The sequence below is a fragment of the Fictibacillus barbaricus genome (genome assembly GCF_014635025.1).
Taxonomy (GTDB): Bacteria; Bacillota; Bacilli; order Bacillales; family Fictibacillaceae; genus Fictibacillus; species Fictibacillus barbaricus.
The window spans coordinates 1,507,795-1,532,087 of record NZ_BMCE01000002.1; the positions used below are offsets into that span (position 1 = coordinate 1,507,795).

Sequence of the window (24,293 nt, forward strand, 5' to 3'; positions counted from 1 at the left end):
TCCTCCTTTTAATGTGCGAACTTTTGAGTTTTTGTTCCGATTAAAATGTCATTCCATGATGCATCAAGAATCCAAGAAGCGATCGCTTCCATGTCGCGGTGAAACATACGGTCACATTGAATCGTTGGACAAACGATTCTGCCATGGTCATAGACTTCCTTTGTTTTGGGCGCGAGCTTTTCAGGGCCTCTGAAGTCAGCGGCCTGCATGGCACAGATCAACTCTACCGCGAGTACCCGCCTTGCATTTGCAATGATCTGAGCTGCATGTCTTGATGCGATGGTCCCCATGCTCACGTGATCTTCCTGGTTGGCTGATGACGGGATGGAATCAACACTCGCTGGATGAGCAAGTGTTTTATTTTCTGACACAAGAGAAGCGGCAGCATATTGCATGATCATCGCACCTGACTCAAGACCTGGATTCGGACTTAAGAAACCAGGCAAGTCACTTAACTGCGGATTGACCATTCGCTCAATCCGGCGCTCAGAAATATTCGCCCATTCCGCCGCGGCAAGCTTTAAGAAATCCATCGCAAAAGCGATCGGCTGTCCATGGAAGTTACCGCCTGAGATGATCTTGTTTCCTTTATCAAAGATAAGCGGATTATCCGTGGCTGCGTTCATCTCGATCTCCAGCTTTTCTTTTACATAGCCAAGGACTTGCCACGAGGCACCGTGCACTTGTGGAATGCACCTTAAGGAATAAGCATCCTGCACTCTTATCTCACCTTGCTTTGTTGTCAGCCGGCTTCCTTCTAAATACGTTCTAAGCCGCTCTGCCACTTCTACTTGCTCTCTATATCCCCTTGCAAGGTGGACATCTTCATCAAAAGCATCTGTAATCCCTTTTAAGCTCTCTGTCGTTAACGCAGCTATGGCATCTGCCATGAGCCCGATGCGTTCTGCTTCTAAATAGGCTGCAATTCCTTGAGCTGTCATGGCTTGTGTGCCATTGATCAAGGCAAGGCCCTCTTTTGCAGTTAAGACGACAGGCTCAATCCCTGCTCTCTTTAGGGCATCATGTCCAGCTAGACGCTCCCCTTTGTAATACGCCTCTCCCTCTCCTACTAAAACAAGTGCTAAATGGGACAGTGGGGCGAGATCGCCGCTTGCCCCAAGTGATCCTTGCTGAGGTACAACAGGATGAACACCTTTTTCCACAAACTTTAGCAATCTTTCAATAACGATTGGACGAATGCCTGATAGTCCTTTTAATAAAGCGTTTGCTCTTAAAATAAGCATCAATCGGCTGATCGTCTCAGGAAAGGGATCACCAATTCCACATGCATGGCTTCTGATCAAGTTAAGCTGCAGTGTTTCAACATCATCTCTTGATATCAGTACATCACTAAATTTTCCGAAGCCTGTTGTAATGCCATACACCACTTTGCCTGAAGCTACAATTTCTTCAACGGCTTTCCTGCTGTCCGCCACTTTTTTCATACTCACCGGACATGCTTCTACAGCTTCGTTCTCATCCAGAATTCGCTTGATCTCTTCCATCGAAAGCGTGTTCCCTGTTAAAGTAACCATCGTCATCCCTCATTTAAAAAGATTTGTTTAAACAAAAAGAGCGCACCCGAAAGAAAACTTACCTTCGAATACGCCCCCTCATCACTAGTTGCTATGGGCCACTATTTAAATATGATTAATACCCAGACCGATTGCTTCATGCTCCAATCCTTTTACTGGTGCTCCAATCGTTCCGTATAAGGCAACAGCTATCCAGTCGCCCTCTTCAAGCTTTTCATAAGGATTGCCACGGACTACAATAAAACGCAGTCCAACCGTCCGAAGAACTGTTCCTAGCTGAACTTGTCCTCTTGTCACACCATGAAACGCTTCCATGATGGCATGGTATAAGGAATGTGTTTCACGATAGATTCCGCTTTGAATCACATTTTCATTTTTGGCCGCTGTTTCAATAGCCGCTACTACCTTTTGCGAATCCATCGAACCGGCTTTGCCTACGCAATACTTCCAGCCCCGTTTTTCGATCTCTGGCAGATAGCTTTCATCTAAAACACCTAACATGGCCATCTTTCCGATCAATCTTTCATTGGATAATGCCATTACATGAACCCACTCTTTCTGCTCACGGCTAATAACTACCTCTAGTGTATGCGTTTACAATTAGTCCGTCAATTCCCTTTCAACAACTTATCACAGCAGTACAGTAAAGAAAATGATACGTATAATCTATCAATCTAGCGGCTAGACTAGTTATAAAAATATAACGGAATGAGGGTTGTTATATGTTAAACGTACAAAAGGAAATTGCACTTGCTTCTATGTCACGAACTCCACAGTTTGAAGAAAATGTGAATGACTTCTTTATTGCCTACGACAAAAAACATAACCCTTTATTGCTTTTACCTACAACAAAGGGTTTTCTGCCAGATGGTCAATTATATGCCATCTCATTTATTAAGAAGGAAAACAACTCCTACCAATTTACATTATCAGATAAAATCATGCCATTTAAAATGGAAGAAGCCACACTCATCCATGATCAGCTCGGATTCTTTTTTGGCCCTGAGAACAATATGTTAACGAGCTTTTTTAAAGGAGACATATATGGAGCGTATGTTGTTTGGACCAAGCATATGGTTAAGCAGCTGATCAACGAAACGCTTCACAATTGGCATAATACATCAGATGATACGCAGAGAGAAAAGTATAAAAACCGTTTAACCCTATTACTGCATGCGTAAAGGTTAAAGAGTAGCATTCCAGCGAAAAGTAATTAACCTGTTTTTTAACAAAAAAAGCTAACTCATTAAAAAGGAGGACTCCTTTAAGAGTTAGCTTCTTTGTTTGTTACCCGGTAAATACTTCACCATCTGGATAACGAATATTGTCTCTTGTTTGCTTGGCTAAGCTGAACGCAAGTGTAAGTGGTCCGAGTTTACCGAATATCATGACGGCACAGATTACGATCTTACCAATCATGGTGAGATCAAAAGTTAATCCCATGGTGAGTCCCACTGTTCCAAAAGCTGAGACTACTTCAAACAAAATGACCATAAAGGAAACGTCTTTTTGAACATAAGTCAAAACGAACAATGCTGCGAAAATAAACAAAATAGAGATCGTAGTAATGGCAAGGGCTCTATACACGACAGCATTCCTAATGGTCCTCTTCATGACTACGGTGTCTTCTTTTCCTTTTAAAAAAGCTGCTACTGTAAAAAGAATAACAACAAATGTTGTAAGCTTGACCCCTCCACCGGTAGATGTACTTCCTGCTCCAACAAACATTAACAAAATCATTAATAAGGATGTATCTGGATTAATGGCTGTCATATCGATAGAGTTAAAACCAGCCGTTCTTGGTGATACACCTTGAAAATAAGAAGCCCAAAACTTCTCAGTTCCGCTAAGCATTCCTAAAGTCTTTGGGTTATTAAATTCAAATAAAAACACAAGTAAGATTGCCAGGACGTTAATGATGAATGTAGCATAGATCATGACTTTAGAATGCAGAGAAAGGTTTTTCCATTTGCGGCTAACCCAAAGATCAACTAAGACGGTAAATCCTATTCCACCGGTAATAAATAAAAAAGAGATAACGATGTTTACGAGCGGGTCACCTACATAGCCCATTAGACCATCAGACCATAGTGCAAAACCTGCGTTATTATAAGCTGATATCGCATGAAAGACACTATAATAGATACCTTTAGCAGCACCCAACTCCGGAACCCATCTAAGTGATAAAAAGAAGACCGCTAATAACTGAATGCTTATAGAGAACACAAATAAGTTTCTCACAAGCCGAATGACTCCCCCAATTGAAGGCTGGTTCAATGCTTCTTGCATAAGTACTCGTTGTTTAACCGAAATCTTTCTTCCCATCATGATAACAACAAGAGAAGCAAATGACATCACACCTAGTCCACCAATTTGGATTAAGAACAGTATGACAACTTCCCCGAAAATTGTGAACGTCGTGCCTGGATCAACCGTGGCAAGGCCAGTAACGGTTGAAGCTGATGTAGCAATAAAGAATGCATCAACCCAAGATAATGACTGTTCATGAGCAACAGGGAGTTTTAATAAACAGGTCCCTATGAAGATGAGGAACAAAAAAAGTGTTGCTAAAAATTGTGGAGGACTTAATTTTATTGGATTTTGCAAAAAACGACTACGATTTTTTACATGCAGTGCCAAAGCCTACACTCCCTCATCCTCAAATCGATTAAGATCCTCATTGCGTCCGATAACCACAAGTACATCACCGTATTGAAGAGAAACATCAGCGATCGGAGAAACAAAAATATCATCTCCACGTTTTATAGCAACAATGTTACATCCAAAACGGGCGCGTACATCAAGATCTGTTAATGTTTGGTTAACCAATTTATCGGTTACACCAATCTCTACAATGCTGTGTTCTTGTGATAATTCAATAAAATCAATGATCTTTTCTGATGAAATGAGCTGTGCAACACGCAGTGCCATGTCACGCTCTGGGTGAATAATACGATCTGCCCCTAGCTTTTCTAGCACTTTATGGTGATAGTCGTTTTGGGCTTTAACCCAGACTTTATTTACCCCTGCCTCCTTTAACAGCAAGGTTGTCAAAATACTTGATTGAATATCTTCCCCGATGGAGACGATCACTTGATTAAAGTTTCGAATCCCAAGAGATTTCATTACTTTTTCGTCTGTTGAATTAGCTTGAACAGCTTGTGTTGCAATCGTCGCAAATTCATTTACTCTTTCCATATCTTTATCAATGGCAAGGACATCATACCCCATTGTGGCAAACTCCCGGCAGATGCTGCCGCCGAAACGTCCTAGACCAATTACTGCAAATTGTTTTTTCACCACTATTTCTCCCCTTAAACTACCTGAAGTATACTTGTTGTTCAATAGCCTTGCTGGTTAAGAGGTTCACAAAATCAGTTAAAAAACGCAAAAAAAGACCACACAAAAAAGCGGGTCCGGTTTTTCACCAAATTGACCTCTCCAGTGACATGACGCTTACGGGGTTAGCTGTCGGATTAGGGATTGGAGTATCCCTTTTTGCTTAGCGCAAAATTCACCCCAAAAAATTGGTTCCCCCGCTTCACAGTTTCCAATCAAAGATAAGAATTGACTGTAAATTCAGCGATCTAAAGCCTGCTAAATTTTGAATTACATATACTGTAATCCTCCAAGTTTTAATTGTCAATCCATTTTTACAGGTTAACAAATACTTTACATTTTTCCTGTAAATTGCAGGGCGATAACAATAATGCCTATCATCCACACATAAATGGCAAAGCCTTTTAGCGTGCCGGTTTGGAGCAGTTTAATCATCCATTTTACCGCTATATATCCAAAGACAGCAGATGCTAAAGATCCAATCGCTAGGGCTGAAAAAGAGATCGGTGGCTGTGTACCGGTAAAGACGTCTTTTGATTGTAATATCACTCCCCCAGCAATAGAAGGAATGGATAGGAGAAAAGAAAAATAGGCTGCTGCTTTTTTATCAATTTTACAAAATAATGCTGCTGCTATCGTGAGTCCAGAACGGGAAACCGCTGGGAGAATAGCCGCACCTTGAAATGTTCCGATCACGAGGGCATCCCGAATTGTTATGTCTTCAATCCCTTTATACCCGTTTCGTTTATATGAATCTGCCCACCATAAGAGCAATCCTGTTAAAAGGAACTCCCACCCCACCGTTACCCCTGTTTTGGAGATCTCTTCAAAAAAATCTTTAAAAGCCAGTCCGATTACAGCGGTTGGAATCGTCCCGGCAATAAGCAGAATACCCGTTTTACTGAATGGGTGTTTTATAACTTCCATGATTTCTTTACTGTAAACGGTCATAACCGCGATCAATGTTCCTATGTGAAGCATGCTGTCGAGAAAAAGACCCGCTTCCTGCAGTTGGAATACCTGCCTCCCGAGCAGCAGGTGACCAGTTGAACTAACAGGTAAGAATTCCGTTAAACCTTGAATAATACCTAATATAAGGGCTTCGAGCCAATCCATAAAAAATCCCCCTCGATAGATGGTCTCGTACAACCTATTCGCAAGGGGGATTTTCTATACCTGTGTTTTCTGATTAGCGGTGAATCTCTTTGTCATTTTTGTTTCTTCGGTACTCACGTATGAGAGTACTCTCTGCTCCTGCGATTACTCGTCGCAACTCGCAGTCTTCGTGCAAGTCTTTGCTCGTCGTTCCTCGAAACTTCAATTCCTCGACCTTCTTGCTTCTGAGGAAAACAACTGTTTTCTGATAAGCGGCGAAGCATAGTTGGCCTAATCACTAGAGGACACCCGAGAAAAGACGGGCAAATGACTCCTTCGTTCTTTCCCAAAGTCCTCTTTTATAAAATTCAACTGGGCGAAGCTTTGTTGATTCTTCTATATCTTCTTCATACTGTTGAACTAAATCATTTACTGAAGCCGTGTTTAACAGAAATACATTTACTTCAAAGTTAAGGTGGAAGCTTCTCATGTCCATGTTGGCTGTTCCTATCGATGCGGTGTCACCATCAATAATGATGACCTTTTGATGCAGGAATCCTTTTTTGTATGAGTAAATTTCAATCCCTGACCGAAGAAGCTCTGGGAAATAGGAACGTGTAGCATATTGTGTTAAGAATCCATCATTGATTTCAGGAACCATCAACCGGACTTGAACACCTTTTTTGGCTGCCACTCGCATCGCGGTACGAATTGCTTCATTCGGAACAAAATACGGCGTTGCGATCCAGATGGATTTCTCCGCACACGAGATTAATGAATAATAAAGGTCACTCATAATCCCGAGCTGTGTATCTGGTCCACTCGCAACAACGTGGACTGTTCCATCTCCTTCTGCAGGATAAGAAGCCGTCAAATGTGAGTCTTCTAATAAGTCCTCACCGCAAACATACTCCCAGTCCATCAGGAATATAGCATGCAGGACTTGAACAGCTTCCCCTTCCATAACCATATGCGTATCTCGCCAAAAGCCAATGTCCGGGTCTTCGCCTAAATACTCCACTCCGACATTCAAGCCGCCAACAAAGCCGACTTTTCCATCAATAACGATAATCTTGCGGTGATTTCGAAAGTTTATTTTTTGGTTAAAGAAACCGTACCGAACGGGCAAGAATGATTCTACCAGTATTCCCGCTTTCTTCATTCTGTCGATATCGTGCTGCTGAAGCGATAAGCTTCCAATCCCATCAAACAGGAATCTGACTTTAACGCCTTCCTCTGCTTTTTGAATCAAAAGATCGATTATATCCCTGCCAAGCCGATCAGAGCGAAAGATGTAATATTGAATATGTATATATTCCTTGGCTTCTTGCAGTCTCCGGATAATCTCAGGAAACGTTTCTTGTCCGTTCTTTAAGATCTTTGTACCCGTTTTTTTGTTCAACCTAGTTAGTGCTATATGATGGGCATGTTTAGCAAAGCATTGCTGATGCCTGTTTAGATCACTAAAATCAGGTTTTTCCTCTTGCTTAGAAACCCGGATCCACTCTTCCCGGTCGTTTTTTCGTTTTGATTTAAACAGATGACCCTTTAAGTAGAGCTGTCCTGAATATAAGTAAAACATATAACCAATAAAAGGAAACAGAATCAGAACATAGATCCATAAAAGCGTATGTTGTGCTGTTCTGTTCTCAAGCATTAATGAATAAATCGTATACAAAATTACCGCAGTGTAAAGGAGCCCAAATGTAGTTTTCACGATTACATATCCTTCTGCAAAGAAAACGATGTATAAGCAGATAAGTAACAATATGGTGAGGAAGAATTCCCAGATTCGTTTCATTCACTAGCTCCTTCTTTCACAATCTTCTCTTTTCTCTTTTATTCCCTTCCCCTTGTAAATAAAACAAGAGCACCTCTCTTTTTATATCATTTTTTCTTACTATTTGCAGATATGAAGGCTTCTATTAGGGAAGTTGCAGGAATTGTTGTTTAAGAGTGGGGATTTAAAGTTGGAATTGGACCAGTATGGAACACGAGGGTTAGCGATAAGTGGCTATGAGGGCTTGTTTTTTTTACGAACGAGCATAAATCTTCGCGAACGAGCATAAATTTCTCCGAACGAGCATAAATCTCTCCGAACGAGCATAAATCTCTCCGAACGAGCATAAATTTTTTCACATTGCACTCGTATTCTTCTTTAACTCACTTATATCTTTCATCAACTCACTCATATTCTGCCCTCAACTCGCTCATCAATCATGCAAACCTCAAAAAAACTGACTCCTTCAGGGTACCCCCATCCAGAATCAGCTGATAATCTAACTTTTTATTCCTTTTTTGCTCCGCTTTGCTTCCAATAATACTCTGCTACAGCCTCAGCAACTGCTTCTGCACTTCGGTACAGCTCATCCATGTTATTATCGACCCCGCCGAATTCAATAAGAAGAGCATTTTCGGAAAGATCTTGGTTGTATACTCCGTTCCCAGTTGTCTTGTTTTTGCCGATCACTCCCCGGCTCAATCCTGGGTATTTTTTGTTAAGAATATCATTTATTTCTTTTGCCGCGTTTTGGTTTTTCTCAAAATTAGGGTTAGCTGTTCCAATTACAAACAGCGTTCGTGCATAGGATTTACCATTGATTTCAGTAGTTGTTGATTTTCCTCTTTGGGAATCACGATGCAAGTCGAAGATCAGATCAATATCCTGATTGCTCGCCATCGCGCTCTCGACAAGTGTTCGTGACATCGGATAACTCTTTCGATAATCGGTGTTGTTCTTCTTAAGAAGTTCTGTCATGTTCGTCGTGTCCACGGTTGTCCCAATTCCTCTAGCCTCAAGTTCCTCTCCAAGCTTCTTCCCTACCATCGTGATGTTTACTTTAGAATGAATCGCATGGTCAGGATTCGTGACTCCTTTTAAATGCGGCAAGAAGGATTCCCAGCTGTGCGAGTGATAGATATAGGCTATCTTTTTACCGCTAGTTGTTTGCCCTGGCGGATTTTGAGGTTCCGCTGGATCTGGATCTTCTAATCGCTCAATGTCCTGTACTTCCGCTTCTTCCCCACTTAATAATAACTCCATCGGCGGCGGAGACTCATAGGCTAAGTTCGTGTAATCTGTACCTTCCCCAGCAACGATGATTGTGGAATCGTAGAGTGCAAAGCCAGGGAGTTCATTTCCAAGCAAACTGCGAATGTCTCCAGGTTTGATGCTTGTTGTGAGTTCAAACAGTACACTTGAAAGTGCTGGGGGTTCACTCTCTTTCGGAAGTTCCTGTGTAAAATAGCGGTTTTCCCATCCTATAAAATAGACCAGTGCTTCCCCAGAGAATTCTGTTAGCCACTTATGCATGCTTGATGAGCTTAACCGGTATTTGTGCTCGAAAGATGTGATAAAACTTGTGGCGACGACAATAAATAGCATGGCTCCAGCAACTAATAAAGGTAGACGTTTCATATTCAATTGCGGGGTAAACATTAATAGCCCTCCACTTCTGTTTACGTTTCTATCACATCCTATGCGTGGAAAATATCAAATAGAATCAAATCTATGAAAAAATAATAGAGCGCATTAACTTTTTAAATTAATCCTATATACGATTATTTAATATATCTAAATAATTTAAGACAAAGAAAAAAACCAGTTCCTTAACTGGTTTGTGAAGTATAAACGAGCTCATCCGAATCTGCTCGATTCCCGCTTGCAAGCTTCTCATAAATATCGATAAAAGTGCCTAATTCTTCAGGGGACAGATGATTTAGATAGCTGCTTATCGAATTAACTCTTTCACTTTCAGCTTCCCGTAAAATTTCATGTCCTTCATCGGTAATCTCTAAATACACAATTCGGCGGTCCAGGTCGCTACGGTAACGACTGACAAACCCCCGCTTGTACAAACGATCCGCACCAACTGTTATCGCACTTGGTTTTACACCCATATATTCAGCCAATTTTGAAACGGTCCATTTATTTCTTATACATAACGTCTTTAAAAGTACGAATTGTGTTTTGGTTAACTCCTTTTCAATCGCAAACTCCGGGTGTAAACGCTTTGACACAATATAATGTACTCTCTCCAACCTCTCCACATAGGACTTCAAATCCTTATTCCCCATACTATGAACCTCCAGCCTCTAAGTTGTGATGCGAATATTATACTAACATTATACAAAAGTTTTCATAACATTTGAACTATTTTTTACAAATAATGTGCAAAAGCATTGACGGTTGGCATATAATTACATTATGATACATTCAAATATATTTGAACGTTTTAGGAGTGTTAAACATGCAGGAAATTTATCATATACGTGAAATAGAACAGCTAAAGGTTATCAGTGACCCGCTTCGGATCAAAATCCTATGGGAAATCTTAGACGAAGCGAAGACTGGAAAAATTCTTTCAGACTTATTAGAAGTACCTGCACCCAAGATTCACTATCATCTTAAAGAGATGGAACGCGTTGGCCTGTTAAAAGTTGAAAGAACAGAAGAAAAGAACGGAATTATACAAAAGTTCTACAGACCCGTCGCTCAATCGTTTTCTATCTCAGAAATTTTGCCTGATCAGCGTAACGCAGTTAAAGACGAACTCTCTGACGCACTAAAAGAAAACATTTTAGTATCGCTGGATAAAACAAAATCAATGATTCGCAAACTGGATCCAGAAGTTTTGGCATATACGGAATCCCCCTTGAAATTTGGATACAGACATGTGAAGCTTTCACCCGATCAGGTAAAGCAGCTGCACGAAAAAGCAAAAGAAATTTCGGAACTCATCTCAGAATTTAAGAAAAATGAGCCAGAAGATGGTGAGATGCATCACTACTTCATGCTTTCTTTTCCTTTAAAAGACACTCCATATCCAGAAGAGGAGCTTGATTAAAATGGCACAAGCACTAGCAATAGAGGATAAAAATAAATCAAGTTCGCTATTTAAACAGCGGTCTTTCTTGTTCATTTGGGCTATCACGATTTGTTCTTCTTTTTCCATTGCTATCTTTCAATTTTCTCAAAGCTGGTATGTTGTAAAGACACTCGACAAAGAAGCTTCACTTGGAATTGTATTTATAGCAGCAAACGTCCCTCGGATTCTTTTTATGGCGATCGGAGGTGTTCTAGCTGATCGAGTCAGCCGTACGAAAATACTTTACGTATCTAATTTCTTAAGAACCTTATTACTAGTCAGTTTGCTTATCATGCTGGCATCTGGTCATCTTTCACTTCTATCATTTATCATTTTTGGATTATTCTTTGGGGCATTGGATGCTTTTGTTTGGCCTGCCAACGGCTCTCTATTGCCTAATATCGTTGATAACTCTCAATTAACCCGTGCCAATTCCGTCATCCAGACTACCCAGCAAAGCTCACTTATCCTCGGACCTATGATTGGCGGACTTCTTGTTGCCAGCAGCGGCGGTTACATGCTTTCTTTCGGTGTACCGGCAGCTATGTTGCTAGTTTCAGCTATACTTGCCTATCTTCTTAATGTTCCAGCCTCTGAGAGTTCAAGTACTAAGAAACCTGGAATGTGGCAGTCGATTAATGAAGGGCTTGATGTAGTTAAGCAATCTGCTTTTTTAAAAGCCCTGTTTTTAAGTACGATTTTTCTTAATGTTTTCGTTACTGGCCCATTGATGATGGGTTTACCGATTTTCGTAAAAAACATATTGGATGGAAGCGCCTTAGATTTTAGTTTTATCGAAGGCTCTATGGCTGCTGGGATGCTTATCAGTTCTGTGATCATCGGCATCTTAAACATTAAAAGAAGGCGCGGGTTTATGGTCACAATCTCACTATTTACGATGAACATTTTCTTTTTCCTTTTCAGTCAAAGTTCTTCTTTATATGCTTGTATGCTCGCTATCTTTTTTATAGGGATTACTTTTCCAGCAACTAATATCCCGCTCATTGCAGCGGTACAATCTTCTGTTGATAAAAGATTGCTTGGCCGCTTGATGGGACTGTTGACCATGGCAAGCATGGGCCTGGCCCCACTTTCACTCGCTGCAACCTCTATGCTGATTTCATACGGCTTTACCATTGATAAAATCATGGCTAGTGGAGCATTATCTTTAGTCGTCGTAAATCTTTTGATCATGTGGAAGCTTCCTGCTTTAAGAAAAATGGAATAGGCGGTGGATTCAATGAAGATTTTAATTATTGGCGGTACTCGTTTTTTAGGAAAACATCTAGCAGAATCATTTAAAAGAAACAACCATGAAGTAACTTTGTTTCATAGAGGCAAGACAGCTGCAGAAGGAACAATAGAAAACGTCCATGAAATCATTGGTGACCGAGATCAGGACTTATCGTTACTTAAGAATAATTCGTGGGATGTTGTTGTTGATACATGCGGATATTTTCCAAAACAAGTCCGTAAAACAGCTGAATCTCTTCATCAAAACGTGAATTCTTATATCTTTGTCTCATCTGTATCTGTGTATGAAGATCAATCGGTTCGCTCTCTTACAGAAGAAGCCAATACTGCTGTTCTGACTGATCCAGATGTCACAGAGATCGGTGAACATTACGGAGCTCTTAAAGCTGCTTGCGAACAAGAAGTGCTTGATGTGTTTACTGACCGAGCTTTAATTATTCGACCAGGTTTAATTGTCGGGCCAAATGATTATACGGATCGGTTTACGTATTGGCCGGACCGTGGAGTACGCGGCGGAGAGATCTTAATCCCATCCATGCAAGATCCGACTGTTCGTTTTATAGATGTACGTGACTTAGCAAATTGGATCGTCCGGATGGCTGAAAACAAAGAGATCGGAATTTATCAGGCTGTCGGGGGAATCTATAATTTCAATGAATTTGCGGAAAAGTGTGTTGCTGGTCCAAAAGATTCAAAGCTCGTTCACGTTTCAGAAATTTACCTTTTAGAAGAGAAGGTTGGAGAGTGGGTGGAAGTCCCCCTTTGGATCGCAAGCGAAGAATACCGAGGGCTCAATTACGCAGATGACACGAAAGCGATAAATAAGGGACTCGTTTTTCGTCCTATAGAAGAAACAATTAAAGATACTGCAGATTGGTCACAAGCCAGAAGATTAAAGCCAGATGAATGGAAGGCCGGCCTTCATCCAGATAAGGAAAAAGCTTTGCTGCAAAAGTGGAAAGAACAAGTTAAATAACTGTTTTATAAGACTGGCTTTATTAGGTATGTGGATCTGATAAAGCCAGTTTTTCTTTATTATATGGAAAAATACATGAATGCCCATGGCACTTGTCCATACCAATCGGCACCGAAGGACATATAGTAGGATTGTGAGATACAAAATCTCTCCTGTTGGCAAGAGGCCGGCAGAGCAATTCCCTACCCCCCATTTCTTCATCATGCGTTCGGTTTTCTTTACCATAATCCTTTTCGAAGGATTATGGCTTTTTTTATTTTGGGAAACGCTTGTGATCGTCATTAAATACTATATATTTATTTAAATGATCAGGAAGCTTCCCATTCCGAAAAACGTATTGAATATCTGACAATGGAATCTCCAGGCGAGATAAGGCAGGATATAACGGAAGAATCTCTTTAGGCTCATATGATTGCTGATAACTTGTTATGGCTTCATTCGTTTCTTTTTCTACAGATTGACGGTAGGCATGTATCTCTTGAATCTGCTGAACCATCATTAAGTATTCCGCTTTAAGCCTCTCGAGCTGAGTTGCTTTCTTTTCCATACTGTTTTTCGCAGCTTCAAGTTCTCTGTCTCGTGAAGAATAAACGGTTTTTAAGTACTCAGACAACCTGTCATCTCGATTTTCTTTTAAATCGTCTAATTGTTCCATCGCATTACGTTCTTTTTCCATCGCAAAAAGGTATTTATTTTTGGCTTCTGTTAAATCATCCATCGTTATTTTAGAGTTTCTAACACCATATGCATTTAAAAGTTCTTCGTATTCATTAGACGCCCATTCTTTTTGTTTATGCAGCTGCTGCCACTTATCTTGTGCACGTGCTATATCAGAATCGTATTCTTTCTTCATCTGTTTAAAATGGTTTAACTCAGGATACATAACAATCTCCCTTCATCTTTCAACATTTATAGTATTCGGGAAGGTTTTACGTTTAACGTCTCGAAAAGTTTAAACAAATGTTTAATCAGAAAAGAGGATGTATCATGAAAATCATTGCAGTCAGACATTGTAAAGCAGAAGGTCAAGAAAGCGATGCTCCGTTAACGATTGAGGGTGAACAGCAGGCAAGAGAACTTGTTGAATTCCTAAAAGACAAACAGTTCGATCGTGTGATCTCTAGTCCTTTTAAACGAGCGATCGACACGATAAAACCTTTTGCAGAAAAGAATGGACTACATATAAAGATAGATGAACGTCTTGCAGAACGCATACTTTCTGCAGAATCTGATCCGAACTGGAGAAAAAATTTAGAACGTACATATAAGGAAGAACACTTAAAGTTTCCTGGTGGAGAATCGACATACGAAGCAAAGCAAAGAATCATGTCCTTCATTAAAGATCTGCAATCAAATTCATATGAGTCCGTCTTAATCGTGACCCACGGAAACCTTCTAAGTCTCTTGATTAACTTGTTTGAACCTGCTTTTGGATTTAAAGAATGGGAGCTTTTATCCAACCCTGATGTCTACCTTATTGATGTATCCCAAAATGCTGTATCCAAGTTGTGGGCGTCTTAAACTGGTACATAATTCCAGACCCCCAACCCTCCTACAAAAGTCCCGAAACATGTACACGTAAGATAATTTATTAGGAGGGGAAACATCTTATGAAAAAGTTAGTAGTAGCATCAGTACTTGGCGCTTCCCTATTCGGCGCAAACGCAGGAATCTCAGAAGCGGCATCATCTTGCCCATTTGCTTCTTTAAATTATAATCAGCCACAACAGCAACAAATTCAAGCTGCTCCGGCACCAGCTCCACAACAACAAGAACAACAAGCTGCTCCGGCACCAGCTCCAGCACCTCAGCAAGAGCAAACAAAAGCTCCAGCTGAAGAAGCTCCAAAGGCTGAAACAAGTGCAGAACTTACTGCAGACGAGCAACAAATGCTTAATCTTGTAAACCAAGAACGTGAAAAGCAAGGTTTGCCAGCATTAAAAGCTGATCCAGAATTAACAAAGGTAGCACGTGTTAAAGCAAAAGATATGATCGACAACAACTATTTTGATCACAACTCACCAAAATACGGTTCTCCATTTGATATGATGAAGCAATTTGGTGTTGAATATAAAACAGCTGGTGAAAACCTAGCAGGAAACTCATCTGTACAAGGTGCTCACACTAGCTTAATGAACTCTCAAGGTCACCGTGAAAACATCCTGAAAGCTGACTACACAAACGTTGGTATCGGTGTAGTGGACGGTGGACAATATGGTAAGATGTTCGTTCAATTGTTCAAAGGATAATAAACGATAAAAAGCTTTCCCGGCCGGGAAAGCTTTTTTATTTAACAGGTATAGAAATAATGAAGTCAGTTCCCTTTCCCTTCTTACTCTTTACATCAAGTTTACCATTATGATGCTTAATAATATTTGTACTTACCATTAACCCAAGTCCTGTTCCTTCATCTTTTGTCGTAAAGAAAGGTTTCCCTATCTTCTTGAGCACAATCTCATCCATTCCGCATCCATAGTCACGGATCTGGATTTTCACACATTCCTTTTTCTCACACAAGTTTATTTTGACCTCTACACAGCCACCTACCGAAGAAGCTTCGATAGCGTTCTTAACAAAGTTAATAAAAACTTGTTTAAGCTGCATTGGATCACAAAACACGAGTGGCAGCTGGTCTGCAATTTCTGTTTTTATCTCAATGTTTTTCATGATGGCCTGTGTATTTAATAGGTCAACTGTGTCTCTTATAATATCTGCTACACAAGCCATCTCAAAATTTTGCGAATTGCTCTTAGAAAGTACTAAAAATTCCTTTATAATGTGTTCGATTCGGTCCACTTCCGACAAGATAATGGACAAATATTGATTAAAATCATCCGTTTGATTTTGAATAAGCTGAACAAACCCTTTTAAGGAAGTTAAAGGATTACGTATCTCGTGTGCTACTCCTGCTGCAAGTTCACCCACAACATTTAGTGTTTCTGCCTTTAACAGCTTCTGTTCTGTTAACTTTTGATCTGTTACATCTTTTAATATGGTTACATGCAAGTGATCGACGATGTCCTTTTCACATGAATATTCAATTTCTCTTACGTAACCATCAGGTGTTCTGTATCGAAACTCACCGGTTATTTTTTTCCCATGTAAAACTTCTTCCCACTTGCTTCGGATCACTTCTTTTCCATTTTTAATAAAGAATGCTTCTGCACTCTTTCCAATGAGTTCTTCTTTAGATAGCTGCAACAGTTCACATGCACGATCGTTTACCTCTGCAATTTCCATATTAGACCGGCATAAAACGATCGCTTCAAGCGCGTGATTAAACAACTGTTTGAACTTTTTAAGATTTTGCTCTAATGTAAGTTGAGCATCTGTTTCAGACGCCATATATGATGTCCCTACAACCTCAAGCACATCATGGTTCTTTCCGAAAACAGGATAAATCGTTGTCCGGATTGTTCGAATTCCTAAATTTATATCAGCAGTTTGGGTATCCCCTGAAAAGGCTTTTTCTAGCTGATCTGTCCAACCTGCAATTAATTCCTTGGAATAAAGGTCATGTAAGTTTGTTCCTGGCAGCGGCTTTACCGAAATCCCTGACTCATCAAGCATGGATCCAGCAGAATATGTAAACTTATAATCACCTTCACCCTCTCTTTTAAGTCCAAAAAGATGGATAGGGCAATGGGAAAGTGTGTTGTGAAAATCGGCAATACGTTTTATATCGACTTCTTCATATTGCTTGTTCATTAAGTTGTCCCCTTCTTCTTACAGAATCAAAATCAGTTGCTTGAACAGTTGTCTGAGTTAACCGATCATCCCTCATTTCCACTAATATCTTTCTTTCGACAAATTTATACCTTTTCCCTATTGGTCAACTTTCCCATTTTTTCAATAGTCAGAAACGGGTCTTTAGAATTACTTCTCTTGAAAAAGATATTAGGAGCTGAACTAAACATATAAAAAAAAACCTTTGTAAATAAATCTACAAAGGCTTTAACAATCCTTACCTATCCATCTTCACGATTTCATTATTCATAAATTCATAGTCCATAGGACCTATATGCATTTTTGTAATGATCCCTTTTTCATCAATAAAGTAACTCGTCGGGATGGAAACTGCTCTAAATTGTTTGCCGGTTGTGTTCTTTTCATCAAGCGGAATGGGAAAAGAAAGACTATATTCATCCACAAAATCACTGATTTTTTCTCGCTTTGTTTCAGAATACTCCAGATTAACAGCCAAAATTTCTACATTGTTACCTTTGAAATCATTATAAAATTTTTGCATTTCCGGCATTTCTTCTCTGCAAGGAGGGCACCAAGTAGCCCAGAAGTTTAAGATTACTTTTTTACCTCGATACTCTTTTAATTGCGTTTGTTTACCATCCAATGTTCTTAAAGTAAAGTTAGGAGCAGTACTTCCTGGTTTTAATCCTGTGTCTTCCTCAACGTGGGCTGCTGTTTCGGGCTCTTCCTTTTTTTCTTGAGCTGTATAAATGGCAAGTCCAATAAGTCCGGCAAAAATAAGAATGATAATAAAGGGCTTGATCTTCATTGTAATACCTCTTTTCGCATGCAATGGCTTTACTTATTATAGAGGATTTATATTATTAACTGCAAAGTTCCCCGCCTAACAAAAAACAACAACTTAGATTTAAGCTGTTGTTTCGGGGAATCGTTGTCCTTTTTTATGATGGAGGCACATAGCTAACGTTTCTAAAAATGATTCGGATCACATATTTTCGATCTTTATCATTAAGTTTCGCTTTATCTTTCCGATATAAAAGAAAATACAGCCATGTAATATTGATACAGAATTTAAAGATAAAGTGAGGCACATCATTATGGATCGCACAAGCTTAATAGGGGTCGTCCTAGGAATCATCGCCGTTGGTATTGGGATGGTTTTAAAAGGGGTCAGTCCCATTTCACTGTTAAACCCGGCAGCACTATTAATCATCTTTGCTGGAACCGCTGCTGCTATACTTATCGCATTTCCTATGAATGAGATTAAAAAAATACCTGCTCTTTTCAAAATCTTATTTAAAGAACAAAAGCTTATTGATATGAAGGATCTTGTAACGATTTTTATTGAATGGGCAACGATTGCCCGTAAGGAAGGCTTGCTCGCCCTAGAACCAAGGGCAGAAGAAGTCGATGATCCTTTTTTACAGCAAGGCATTAAGATGATCGTAGATGGTCAGCCGCCAGAATTTATTAAAGACGTACTGATGAAGGATCTTGAAACTATGGAAGAACGTCATGCAAGCAACGCGACGATTTTCACACAGGCTGGTACATATGCTCCAACATTAGGTGTATTAGGGGCAGTAGTAGGACTAGTCGCCGCATTAAGCAACATGGCAGATATTACAGCTCTCGGACATGCCATATCAGCAGCTTTTATCGCTACATTATTTGGGATTTTTTCCGGATATGTACTATGGCACCCATTCGCCAATAAATTAAAGCGAAAATCAAAAAAAGAAGTCATGGTAAAAGAGATCATGATCGAAGGATTGTTATCGATTCAAGATGGAACTTCTCCAAAAATTTTAGAAGAAAAACTTCTGACTTACATTCCGACTAGCGAACGCGATCAATACAAAGCGGGTGGTTCTGTTGGCTAAAAAGAAAAAGCATCATGAGGAGCATGTTGATGAGTCTTGGCTCATCCCCTATGCGGACATGCTTACACTTCTTCTCGCTCTATTCATTGTCCTGTTTGCTATGAGTGAGATCGACGCTCAAAAATTCAAACAGATGGCGAGCGCATTTCGCAATGAGTTTACAAGCGGTACTGGAGTTATGGAAGAACAGGCACCTATTCCGACACCAGACTCCAATCCGATACCTGATGCTCAAAAAGAAGTAATCTCCAAAGAAGAAAAAGAACGATTGGAAGAAGCAAAAAAAGAGCTGGAGGCACTTGAGGAATTGGAGAAGAAGATCAACGCATACATTCAGTCGAACGAACTTACCTCTAGTCTCCAGACAAAACTAACAGAGAACGGATTATTGATCACCATCTTAGACAATGCATTATTTGATTCCGGAAGTGCAACGGTTAAGCCTGGTTCAAGGGAGATCGGCAAAAAGCTTTCTGATCTGCTCGTAACCACTCCTCCTCGAAATATTGTCATTGCTGGTCATACTGACAATGTTCCGATCAGTACTGCCAGCTTTCAATCAAACTGGGAACTTAGCGCTTTACGAGGAATTAACTTTATGCGAGTCCTGTTAGAGAATCCAGGTCTGAGGCCAAACCAAGTAAGTGCAAGTGGATATGGGGAGTATAGGCCCAAAACAGATAATAAAACAGCTGAAGGCCGAGCCAAGAACCGCCGTGTTGAAGTTTTGGTGCTGCCGAATGTAAACTTGCAGGCTGTGCAGTAGAGCACTGAATGTTCTGAGACGCATGTGGATATGGAGTTGCGCTAAATTTTGGTGTGCGAGCATAAATTCCGCTGAGCGAGCATAAATCCTGCTGAACGAGCATAAATTCCGCTGAACGAGCATAAATCGCGCCTATAATAAAAAAACTGGCTCACCGAGGTGGTTTCCCATCCTCCAAGAGCCAGTTTTTCTTTTTACTCTGTTGTTTTACTTGTTTTATAGCTTTCTAAGAAATGAAGGCGTTCAAGCATGGTTGGGTGACCGTATAAGAACCACTTCACGACCTTAGGCGGGTTTACTTCACTCAAACTTACGGTCGCAAGCTCCTGGAAGGCACCGACTGCCGCTTTTGGATTATTGGTCATCTGGATCGCATACAGATCCGCGTCTCGTTCTGCTTTTCTAGACACGGCGTTCTCCACTGGAGAAACCGCAAAGCTTAACAACGAAAAGATCAGAAGCAGTGCAGGCAACGCCGCAATGTCTCCTACCCCTTTTATCCCCCATGCTTTACCGTACTTTTCAATCCACTTTCGATAGATGATATTCCCGAGCCACAGTCCTAAAAAGGAAAGAACAATGGATGAAATCAGGTTCCAGTACAAATGGTTCATAACATAATGCCCCATCTCATGAGCCATAACAAATAGTACCTGGTTATCTGTTAATTTATTTAAGGTTGTATCCCATAGAACAATTCTTAAGTTAGATCCTATTCCATTTACATAAGCATTGAGTGCGTTCGTTTTTTCAGACATATTCACTTCATATACATTTTCTGCTGGTATGTCTGCTCGTTCTGCAATATCCAGGATTTTTTCTTTTAACGCTTCATCCTGTAACGGGTAAAACTTGTTATACAAAGGATCGATCACAACGGGCTGGATAAAGTAAAGAAATACCGTAAACGGAATCGACAGCAGCCATGCGAAAACCCACCATCTTTTTTCGTATTTTTTAATGAGCCAATACATTACAGCGACCATTACCGTAGTAAGGAGCCAGCTGATCCAAAAATCTACAAGACCATCCCTCATCCAGCTGTGGAACGACTGCACCGAAATGTTATAGCTTTTAGAAACGGTAAAGCTGTAATAGCGCAGCGGGAACGTTAACAACCAGCTTGCGAAAGAAAGAAGGAGCACATAGATCCCTGTATGAACGATTGAAAACTTTGTTAATCCGCTGGATGCTTTGCGGAACCACTTCGAAAGTCCAAAGCCAAGGACAAAAAGATAAATCAGCCATTCGAGCGGAACCGAAATAAAGTATAGAAAATCTTTAATTCTTGAAAAACCTGTACTCAACTCAAGTTCTCTGTCAGTCATAAATACTGCCGGATCTGCAGCAGAACCCTTTAAATGACCGGGCAATGCGGAATCTGCTCCTTGAAACAGGTAAAACCACATCAAACCAGCATAGATCACAAAGCCGATTAAAAAAACGAACGATTTTCTCAAAGCTCACGCCCCCTTTTATACCTACTATAAAGTGTAGGGCAATTTGTCCAAATTAGAACAAGCTTTGTAAATAAAATTTACAGAGCATTGGTAAGTGTCGGCACGATGTGAAGGTTCTCGTGTTCTACTTCGATGCGATTTGGCTGAATGTACACAGCCTTAAGCCCTAAAAGAAGAGCAGGAGCAATTTCATTTATAAAATTATCGCCGATGGAAACTGCTTCATGAGGATGTACTTGAAACTCATCTAATATTGCCTCCATCATGTTTCTTGTTTTAAGCGGTTTTTGCCCTTCCGTATAGAGGGCATGAAATATTCCATCAAGCTCAAGTTCATTTAAAAGCCGTTTTACATCTACTTTTTCACTATTCGTTAAAAGTACCAGCTGTTTCTCTTCTTTCAAACGCTCCAAGGCCTTTTTAAGTCCTGGTGTTTTCGTTAACTGAAACTGATCGGTAACCATATATTCTTTTGTGGCATTGTAGCATTCCCATGTATCCGCTTGTTTTAATCCAAAGTGCATAGCTGTTGCATACGGAAGCCACCAGCCATCACCGATCGCAATCAGACGCTCAAAGTCATATACAAGTTCGCCAGCGTATTCCTGGTTCACTTTTTCTTCTGGCCACTCTTGTCCGTCAAATGATGTTACTTTTGTAACTTGCAGGGTCATCGGATCAACTGTCACACTTGTATCATTTTGAATATCGTATACCTTGCCAATCACTACAGGATGTGTCCCTTTTTTCATGCTTTCATATGTATTCCAGAATGCTTCTTGTTTCTGTTCAGGCACCCTCTTCTGCATCAATCTACAGTAATAATCAAAATGGTCAGTATCCTCATAAAGTGTGCCGTCAAGGTCAAATATAAGCAGCTTTGCTTCATCAATGATGTGTTTCATGACAAATCCCTCCTCCTATTTCATTGTAGTTTTCTCGTTCTTAAAAAGTAAAGAAATGTACGTTGACACAACTTTACTAATCCTGTATGTTATAAGTGTACTATACACAGTAATACACTGTAGTATATAAAGGTGGGATAATTATGATTTTAAATTTAGATCCCCGGAGCAATACACCCATTTGGGAACAAGTTGTCCATCAGATTAAGGAATTAATTCTGAAGGAAATTTTGTTGCCAAAAGACAAGTTGCCTTCGGTAAGGGAACTATCTGCAACGTTATTAATCAATCCGAATACAGTGAGCAAGGCCTATCAAGAACTCGAGCGGCAAGGAATCATTGAAACGCTGCGCGGAAAAGGCACTTTCGTCTCTGCCTCCATTACCCCCAGAGCAGATGAACACAAGATAAATGCCCTGATGCAGCAGTTTAAGCAACTCGTTATCGAGGCCTCTTATTTAGGCATTGATCATAAGACATTATCTCAATGGTTACAAAAGTATTCTGATGAGCTTGGAGGGATAAACAGTCATGTTGAAAGTGAGTAATGTAAATAAAACAATAGATGGTAACCAAGTGTTAGAAAACGTAGATATCACACTGCAGCCAGGTATGATTGCGGGTCTTGTCGGCAGAAACGGTGTTGGAAAATCTACCTTGCTTCGTATAATCGCAGGCATCCTAGATCCTGATGAAGGCGAAGTATCTTTTAACGAGATCGATATCCATAAAGAGCCAGAAATCAAACAAAAGATAACGTATGTACCTGATTCTACTGAAATTCTAAAGAGCTATAACGTCAAAGAAATTGTGAAGCTATATGACGCGATCTACGAAGACTTTGATGTGATGTATTTTTATTCGCTTATGGATCGATTCAAGCTTCCGAAAAATAAGAAACTAAGAACATATTCTAAGGGAATGAAGGCGCTATTTTTAATGATCCTTTCCTTTTCAACAAAAGCAGATCTTATTATTTTAGATGAACCTACCAACGGATTGGATCCTATCGTAAAACGAAATATTCTGCAATTTATTATTGAAGAAGTCAGTGAACGACAATTAAGTGTATTGATCTCTTCACATCACCTAGAAGAAGTGGAAAAGATGGCTGACCTTCTTGTTATGATCAAAGAAGGAAGAATTGAATCGACCACTTCTATTGAAGAAGCTAAATCATCGTTCCGAAAAGTTCAGGTTGTTTATACACACTCCCTTCCTGAAAAAATTGCTCACTTACACAATGTGAACATTCTTTCACAAACCGGCAGAGTGTATACCCTGATGATTAAAGGAAATATCGAAGAAACAATTAATAAAATGCAGCAGGAGCATCCTTTATTACTTGAAGAGCTTCCTATGACACTTGAAGATATATTTATTTCAACCCTTGGAGGTGAATCACATGTTTCATAAAGCGTTATGGATGAGGAATCAAAAATTAGCAAGCCCAGCCGTTTGGGCCGTCTACTTATCTTTGTTTTTCCTCCTCCCTTTTACGATGTTCGGTGATGCTCAAAGTTTGCATTCCCAATTAGAAAAGTTTCCTCAAGATGAAGCCTACTTAAGCTATAGTTTCCAAGGTATGACCACTGGTCTCTTCTTATCAATCGTTCTCATTGGTTTTGCAGCATTGTTAATCGGCTTGGAACGGTCGACTCACTCTACGGATCTAACTTTTTCATTGCCTTTTAAACGAAAAGATATCTATCTATCAAAATGGATGTTTGGTGTTGTCCATATAACCACAGCCCTTTTAGTCAATCTCTTATTATGCATGCTGGTCGTAAGGTTTACCTTTTTATCTGAAATCGGAGTAGATCCCTCATTTCTGATGAAGTTTATGATTCTGATAATCCCTTACGCTATCGCAATTTTTACATTTTGTATGTTTATTGGAACGATCTCAGGAAGTATTGTGTCTCAGTTTATTCTTAGTTCAATATTCTTATTCTTTCCGATCGGTTTCTTTTCTCTGCTTGGGACTTTCCTGATGTATCATGGTATTGGAGTTGATATGGTGCATGATATCAACAGCTCGCTTAATTCGTTTGGTGACTTTATGATCATTGCAACATTACCCGCACCAATCTTTGAATTTTCCTACTATACAGATGCCATGCAACTGAATAGTGTGGCAAATGATTATACGAGAATGCCTTCTTATCTTGTATTGCTGTCACCTCTCATTTATTTAGCTGTGACGTTTCCGCTTGGGATTTGGTTATTTAATAGAACGAAAAATGAAAACAACGGAAGATTGCTTGTTTTTGAAAAAGGAAAAGGATTCTTCAGTGTTGGTGTGATTGTTTGTTTTGCACTTGCCTTTGGAATGATTGGCGGAGGTCTTTTCGGAACGTATGACACCCCGTCCCTTATCGGTTATTATATATCTGCAGCAATAGGCGGCGTACTCAGCTATGCGGTACTCAGAAAATTAATGAATATGCGATTTAAATTGAGCAGATAAAACAAAGAGCGGCTGACATAAACCAGTCCGCTCT

General features: G+C 40.0%; 25 protein-coding genes and 1 riboswitch. Of the genes, 11 read left to right on the forward strand and 14 right to left on the reverse strand.

The annotated features are described in order from the left end of the window. Positions 1–8: 8 nt before the first annotated feature. Together hutH and hutP are read right to left on the reverse strand one after the other, a co-directional pair. Positions 9–1,535 (reverse strand): histidine ammonia-lyase, encoded by a 1,527-nt coding sequence (hutH, locus tag IEV52_RS17135; RefSeq protein WP_188403689.1) that lies wholly within the window; start codon positions 1,533–1,535, stop codon positions 9–11. Between the two features lie 105 nt (positions 1,536–1,640). Next, the gene (hutP, locus tag IEV52_RS17140) at positions 1,641–2,075 is read right to left on the reverse strand and encodes a histidine utilization transcription antiterminator HutP (RefSeq protein ID WP_188403690.1); all 435 of its coding nucleotides are present in this window, start codon (positions 2,073–2,075) and stop codon (positions 1,641–1,643) included. A gap of 182 nt (positions 2,076–2,257) precedes the next feature. Between hutP and IEV52_RS17145 the strand changes: the two genes are divergently transcribed. Continuing rightward, positions 2,258–2,716 carry a hypothetical protein gene (locus tag IEV52_RS17145; RefSeq protein ID WP_188403691.1) on the forward strand — a complete coding sequence of 153 codons (459 nt, stop codon included), beginning with the start codon at positions 2,258–2,260 and terminating at the stop codon, positions 2,714–2,716. Positions 2,717–2,822: 106 nt separating this feature from the next. Here the strand turns inward: IEV52_RS17145 and IEV52_RS17150 are convergent, their stop codons facing one another. From IEV52_RS17150 to IEV52_RS17180, 7 genes are all read right to left on the reverse strand, one after another. Next, a complete protein-coding gene (locus IEV52_RS17150) occupies positions 2,823–4,175 on the reverse strand; it encodes a TrkH family potassium uptake protein (protein ID WP_276208306.1) in 1,353 nt (450 codons plus the stop codon). Positions 4,176–4,178: 3 nt separating this feature from the next. After that, on the reverse strand, positions 4,179–4,835 hold the full coding sequence (locus tag IEV52_RS17155; RefSeq protein ID WP_188403692.1) for a potassium channel family protein: 657 nt from the start codon (positions 4,833–4,835) through the stop codon (positions 4,179–4,181). A gap of 137 nt (positions 4,836–4,972) precedes the next feature. Further along, positions 4,973–5,130, reverse strand: a riboswitch (cyclic di-AMP (ydaO/yuaA leader). 77 nt (positions 5,131–5,207) lie between these two features. After that, positions 5,208–5,990: an undecaprenyl-diphosphate phosphatase gene (locus IEV52_RS17160; RefSeq protein ID WP_188403693.1), complete on the reverse strand. Its 783-nt coding sequence runs from the start codon at positions 5,988–5,990 to the stop codon at positions 5,208–5,210. A gap of 113 nt (positions 5,991–6,103) precedes the next feature. Then, the gene (locus IEV52_RS17165) at positions 6,104–6,268 is read right to left on the reverse strand and encodes a hypothetical protein (protein WP_188403694.1); all 165 of its coding nucleotides are present in this window, start codon (positions 6,266–6,268) and stop codon (positions 6,104–6,106) included. Then, complete coding sequence (gene cls, locus IEV52_RS17170) at positions 6,268–7,770, reverse strand: cardiolipin synthase (protein WP_188403695.1); 1,503 nt, start codon at positions 7,768–7,770, stop codon at positions 6,268–6,270. Before cls ends, IEV52_RS17165 begins: the two co-directional genes overlap by 1 nt. Before the next feature lie 486 nt (positions 7,771–8,256). Continuing rightward, positions 8,257–9,408 carry a stage II sporulation protein P gene (gene spoIIP, locus IEV52_RS17175; RefSeq protein WP_188403696.1) on the reverse strand — a complete coding sequence of 384 codons (1,152 nt, stop codon included), beginning with the start codon at positions 9,406–9,408 and terminating at the stop codon, positions 8,257–8,259. A 170-nt stretch (positions 9,409–9,578) separates the two neighbouring features. Further along, positions 9,579–10,046, reverse strand: coding sequence for a MarR family winged helix-turn-helix transcriptional regulator (locus IEV52_RS17180; protein ID WP_188403697.1), 468 nt, complete (start codon positions 10,044–10,046; stop codon positions 9,579–9,581). 173 nt (positions 10,047–10,219) lie between these two features. On the opposite strand from IEV52_RS17180, the gene IEV52_RS17185 reads away from it, so the two are divergent. Genes IEV52_RS17185 through IEV52_RS17195 form a run of 3 tightly spaced genes read left to right on the forward strand, consistent with a single transcriptional unit; the run spans position 10,220 to position 13,067 of the window. Beyond that, the gene (locus tag IEV52_RS17185; protein WP_188403698.1) at positions 10,220–10,816 is read left to right on the forward strand and encodes an ArsR/SmtB family transcription factor; all 597 of its coding nucleotides are present in this window, start codon (positions 10,220–10,222) and stop codon (positions 10,814–10,816) included. A 1-nt stretch (position 10,817) separates the two neighbouring features. Further along, entirely contained in the window at positions 10,818–12,065 is a 1,248-nt protein-coding gene (locus IEV52_RS17190; protein WP_188403699.1) for an MFS transporter, read from the forward strand. 12 nt (positions 12,066–12,077) lie between these two features. Further along, positions 12,078–13,067, forward strand: coding sequence for an NAD-dependent epimerase/dehydratase family protein (locus tag IEV52_RS17195; RefSeq protein ID WP_188403700.1), 990 nt, complete (start codon positions 12,078–12,080; stop codon positions 13,065–13,067). Between the two features lie 253 nt (positions 13,068–13,320). Here IEV52_RS17195 and IEV52_RS17200 read toward each other — a convergent pair whose 3' ends face one another. After that, on the reverse strand, positions 13,321–13,950 hold the full coding sequence (locus IEV52_RS17200; RefSeq protein ID WP_188403701.1) for a hypothetical protein: 630 nt from the start codon (positions 13,948–13,950) through the stop codon (positions 13,321–13,323). Positions 13,951–14,054: 104 nt separating this feature from the next. Between IEV52_RS17200 and IEV52_RS17205 the strand changes: the two genes are divergently transcribed. Continuing rightward, positions 14,055–14,588: a histidine phosphatase family protein gene (locus tag IEV52_RS17205; RefSeq protein WP_229754329.1), complete on the forward strand. Its 534-nt coding sequence runs from the start codon at positions 14,055–14,057 to the stop codon at positions 14,586–14,588. Between the two features lie 89 nt (positions 14,589–14,677). Continuing rightward, positions 14,678–15,316: a CAP domain-containing protein gene (locus tag IEV52_RS17210; RefSeq protein WP_188403702.1), complete on the forward strand. Its 639-nt coding sequence runs from the start codon at positions 14,678–14,680 to the stop codon at positions 15,314–15,316. Positions 15,317–15,353: 37 nt separating this feature from the next. Here IEV52_RS17210 and IEV52_RS17215 read toward each other — a convergent pair whose 3' ends face one another. Together IEV52_RS17215 and IEV52_RS17220 are read right to left on the reverse strand one after the other, a co-directional pair. Then, positions 15,354–16,775, reverse strand: a complete 1,422-nt coding sequence (locus IEV52_RS17215) for an ATP-binding protein (protein ID WP_188403703.1) — start codon at positions 16,773–16,775, stop codon at positions 15,354–15,356. A gap of 256 nt (positions 16,776–17,031) precedes the next feature. Further along, complete coding sequence (locus tag IEV52_RS17220) at positions 17,032–17,583, reverse strand: TlpA disulfide reductase family protein (RefSeq protein ID WP_188403704.1); 552 nt, start codon at positions 17,581–17,583, stop codon at positions 17,032–17,034. A 289-nt stretch (positions 17,584–17,872) separates the two neighbouring features. Here IEV52_RS17220 and motA point away from each other — a divergent pair, with 289 nt between their 5' ends. Together motA and motB are read left to right on the forward strand one after the other, a co-directional pair. After that, complete coding sequence (gene motA, locus IEV52_RS17225) at positions 17,873–18,658, forward strand: flagellar motor stator protein MotA (protein WP_188403705.1); 786 nt, start codon at positions 17,873–17,875, stop codon at positions 18,656–18,658. Next, on the forward strand, positions 18,651–19,424 hold the full coding sequence (motB, locus tag IEV52_RS17230) for a flagellar motor protein MotB (RefSeq protein ID WP_188403706.1): 774 nt from the start codon (positions 18,651–18,653) through the stop codon (positions 19,422–19,424). Before motA ends, motB begins: the two co-directional genes overlap by 8 nt. 194 nt (positions 19,425–19,618) lie before the next feature. Here motB and IEV52_RS17235 read toward each other — a convergent pair whose 3' ends face one another. Further along, positions 19,619–20,884, reverse strand: coding sequence for a M48 family metallopeptidase (locus IEV52_RS17235; RefSeq protein WP_188403707.1), 1,266 nt, complete (start codon positions 20,882–20,884; stop codon positions 19,619–19,621). A gap of 77 nt (positions 20,885–20,961) precedes the next feature. Next, positions 20,962–21,789, reverse strand: a complete 828-nt coding sequence (locus tag IEV52_RS17240) for an HAD family hydrolase (RefSeq protein ID WP_188403708.1) — start codon at positions 21,787–21,789, stop codon at positions 20,962–20,964. A 143-nt stretch (positions 21,790–21,932) separates the two neighbouring features. On the opposite strand from IEV52_RS17240, the gene IEV52_RS17245 reads away from it, so the two are divergent. From IEV52_RS17245 to IEV52_RS17255, 3 genes are read left to right on the forward strand one after another with little or no spacing between them, the layout of a single operon-like run. Next, a complete protein-coding gene (locus tag IEV52_RS17245) occupies positions 21,933–22,337 on the forward strand; it encodes a GntR family transcriptional regulator (protein WP_188403709.1) in 405 nt (134 codons plus the stop codon). After that, on the forward strand, positions 22,321–23,205 hold the full coding sequence (locus IEV52_RS17250) for an ABC transporter ATP-binding protein (RefSeq protein ID WP_188403710.1): 885 nt from the start codon (positions 22,321–22,323) through the stop codon (positions 23,203–23,205). Before IEV52_RS17245 ends, IEV52_RS17250 begins: the two co-directional genes overlap by 17 nt. Beyond that, a complete protein-coding gene (locus IEV52_RS17255; RefSeq protein WP_188403711.1) occupies positions 23,195–24,259 on the forward strand; it encodes an ABC transporter permease subunit in 1,065 nt (354 codons plus the stop codon). Before IEV52_RS17250 ends, IEV52_RS17255 begins: the two co-directional genes overlap by 11 nt. The last annotated feature ends 34 nt before the right edge of the window (positions 24,260–24,293 follow it).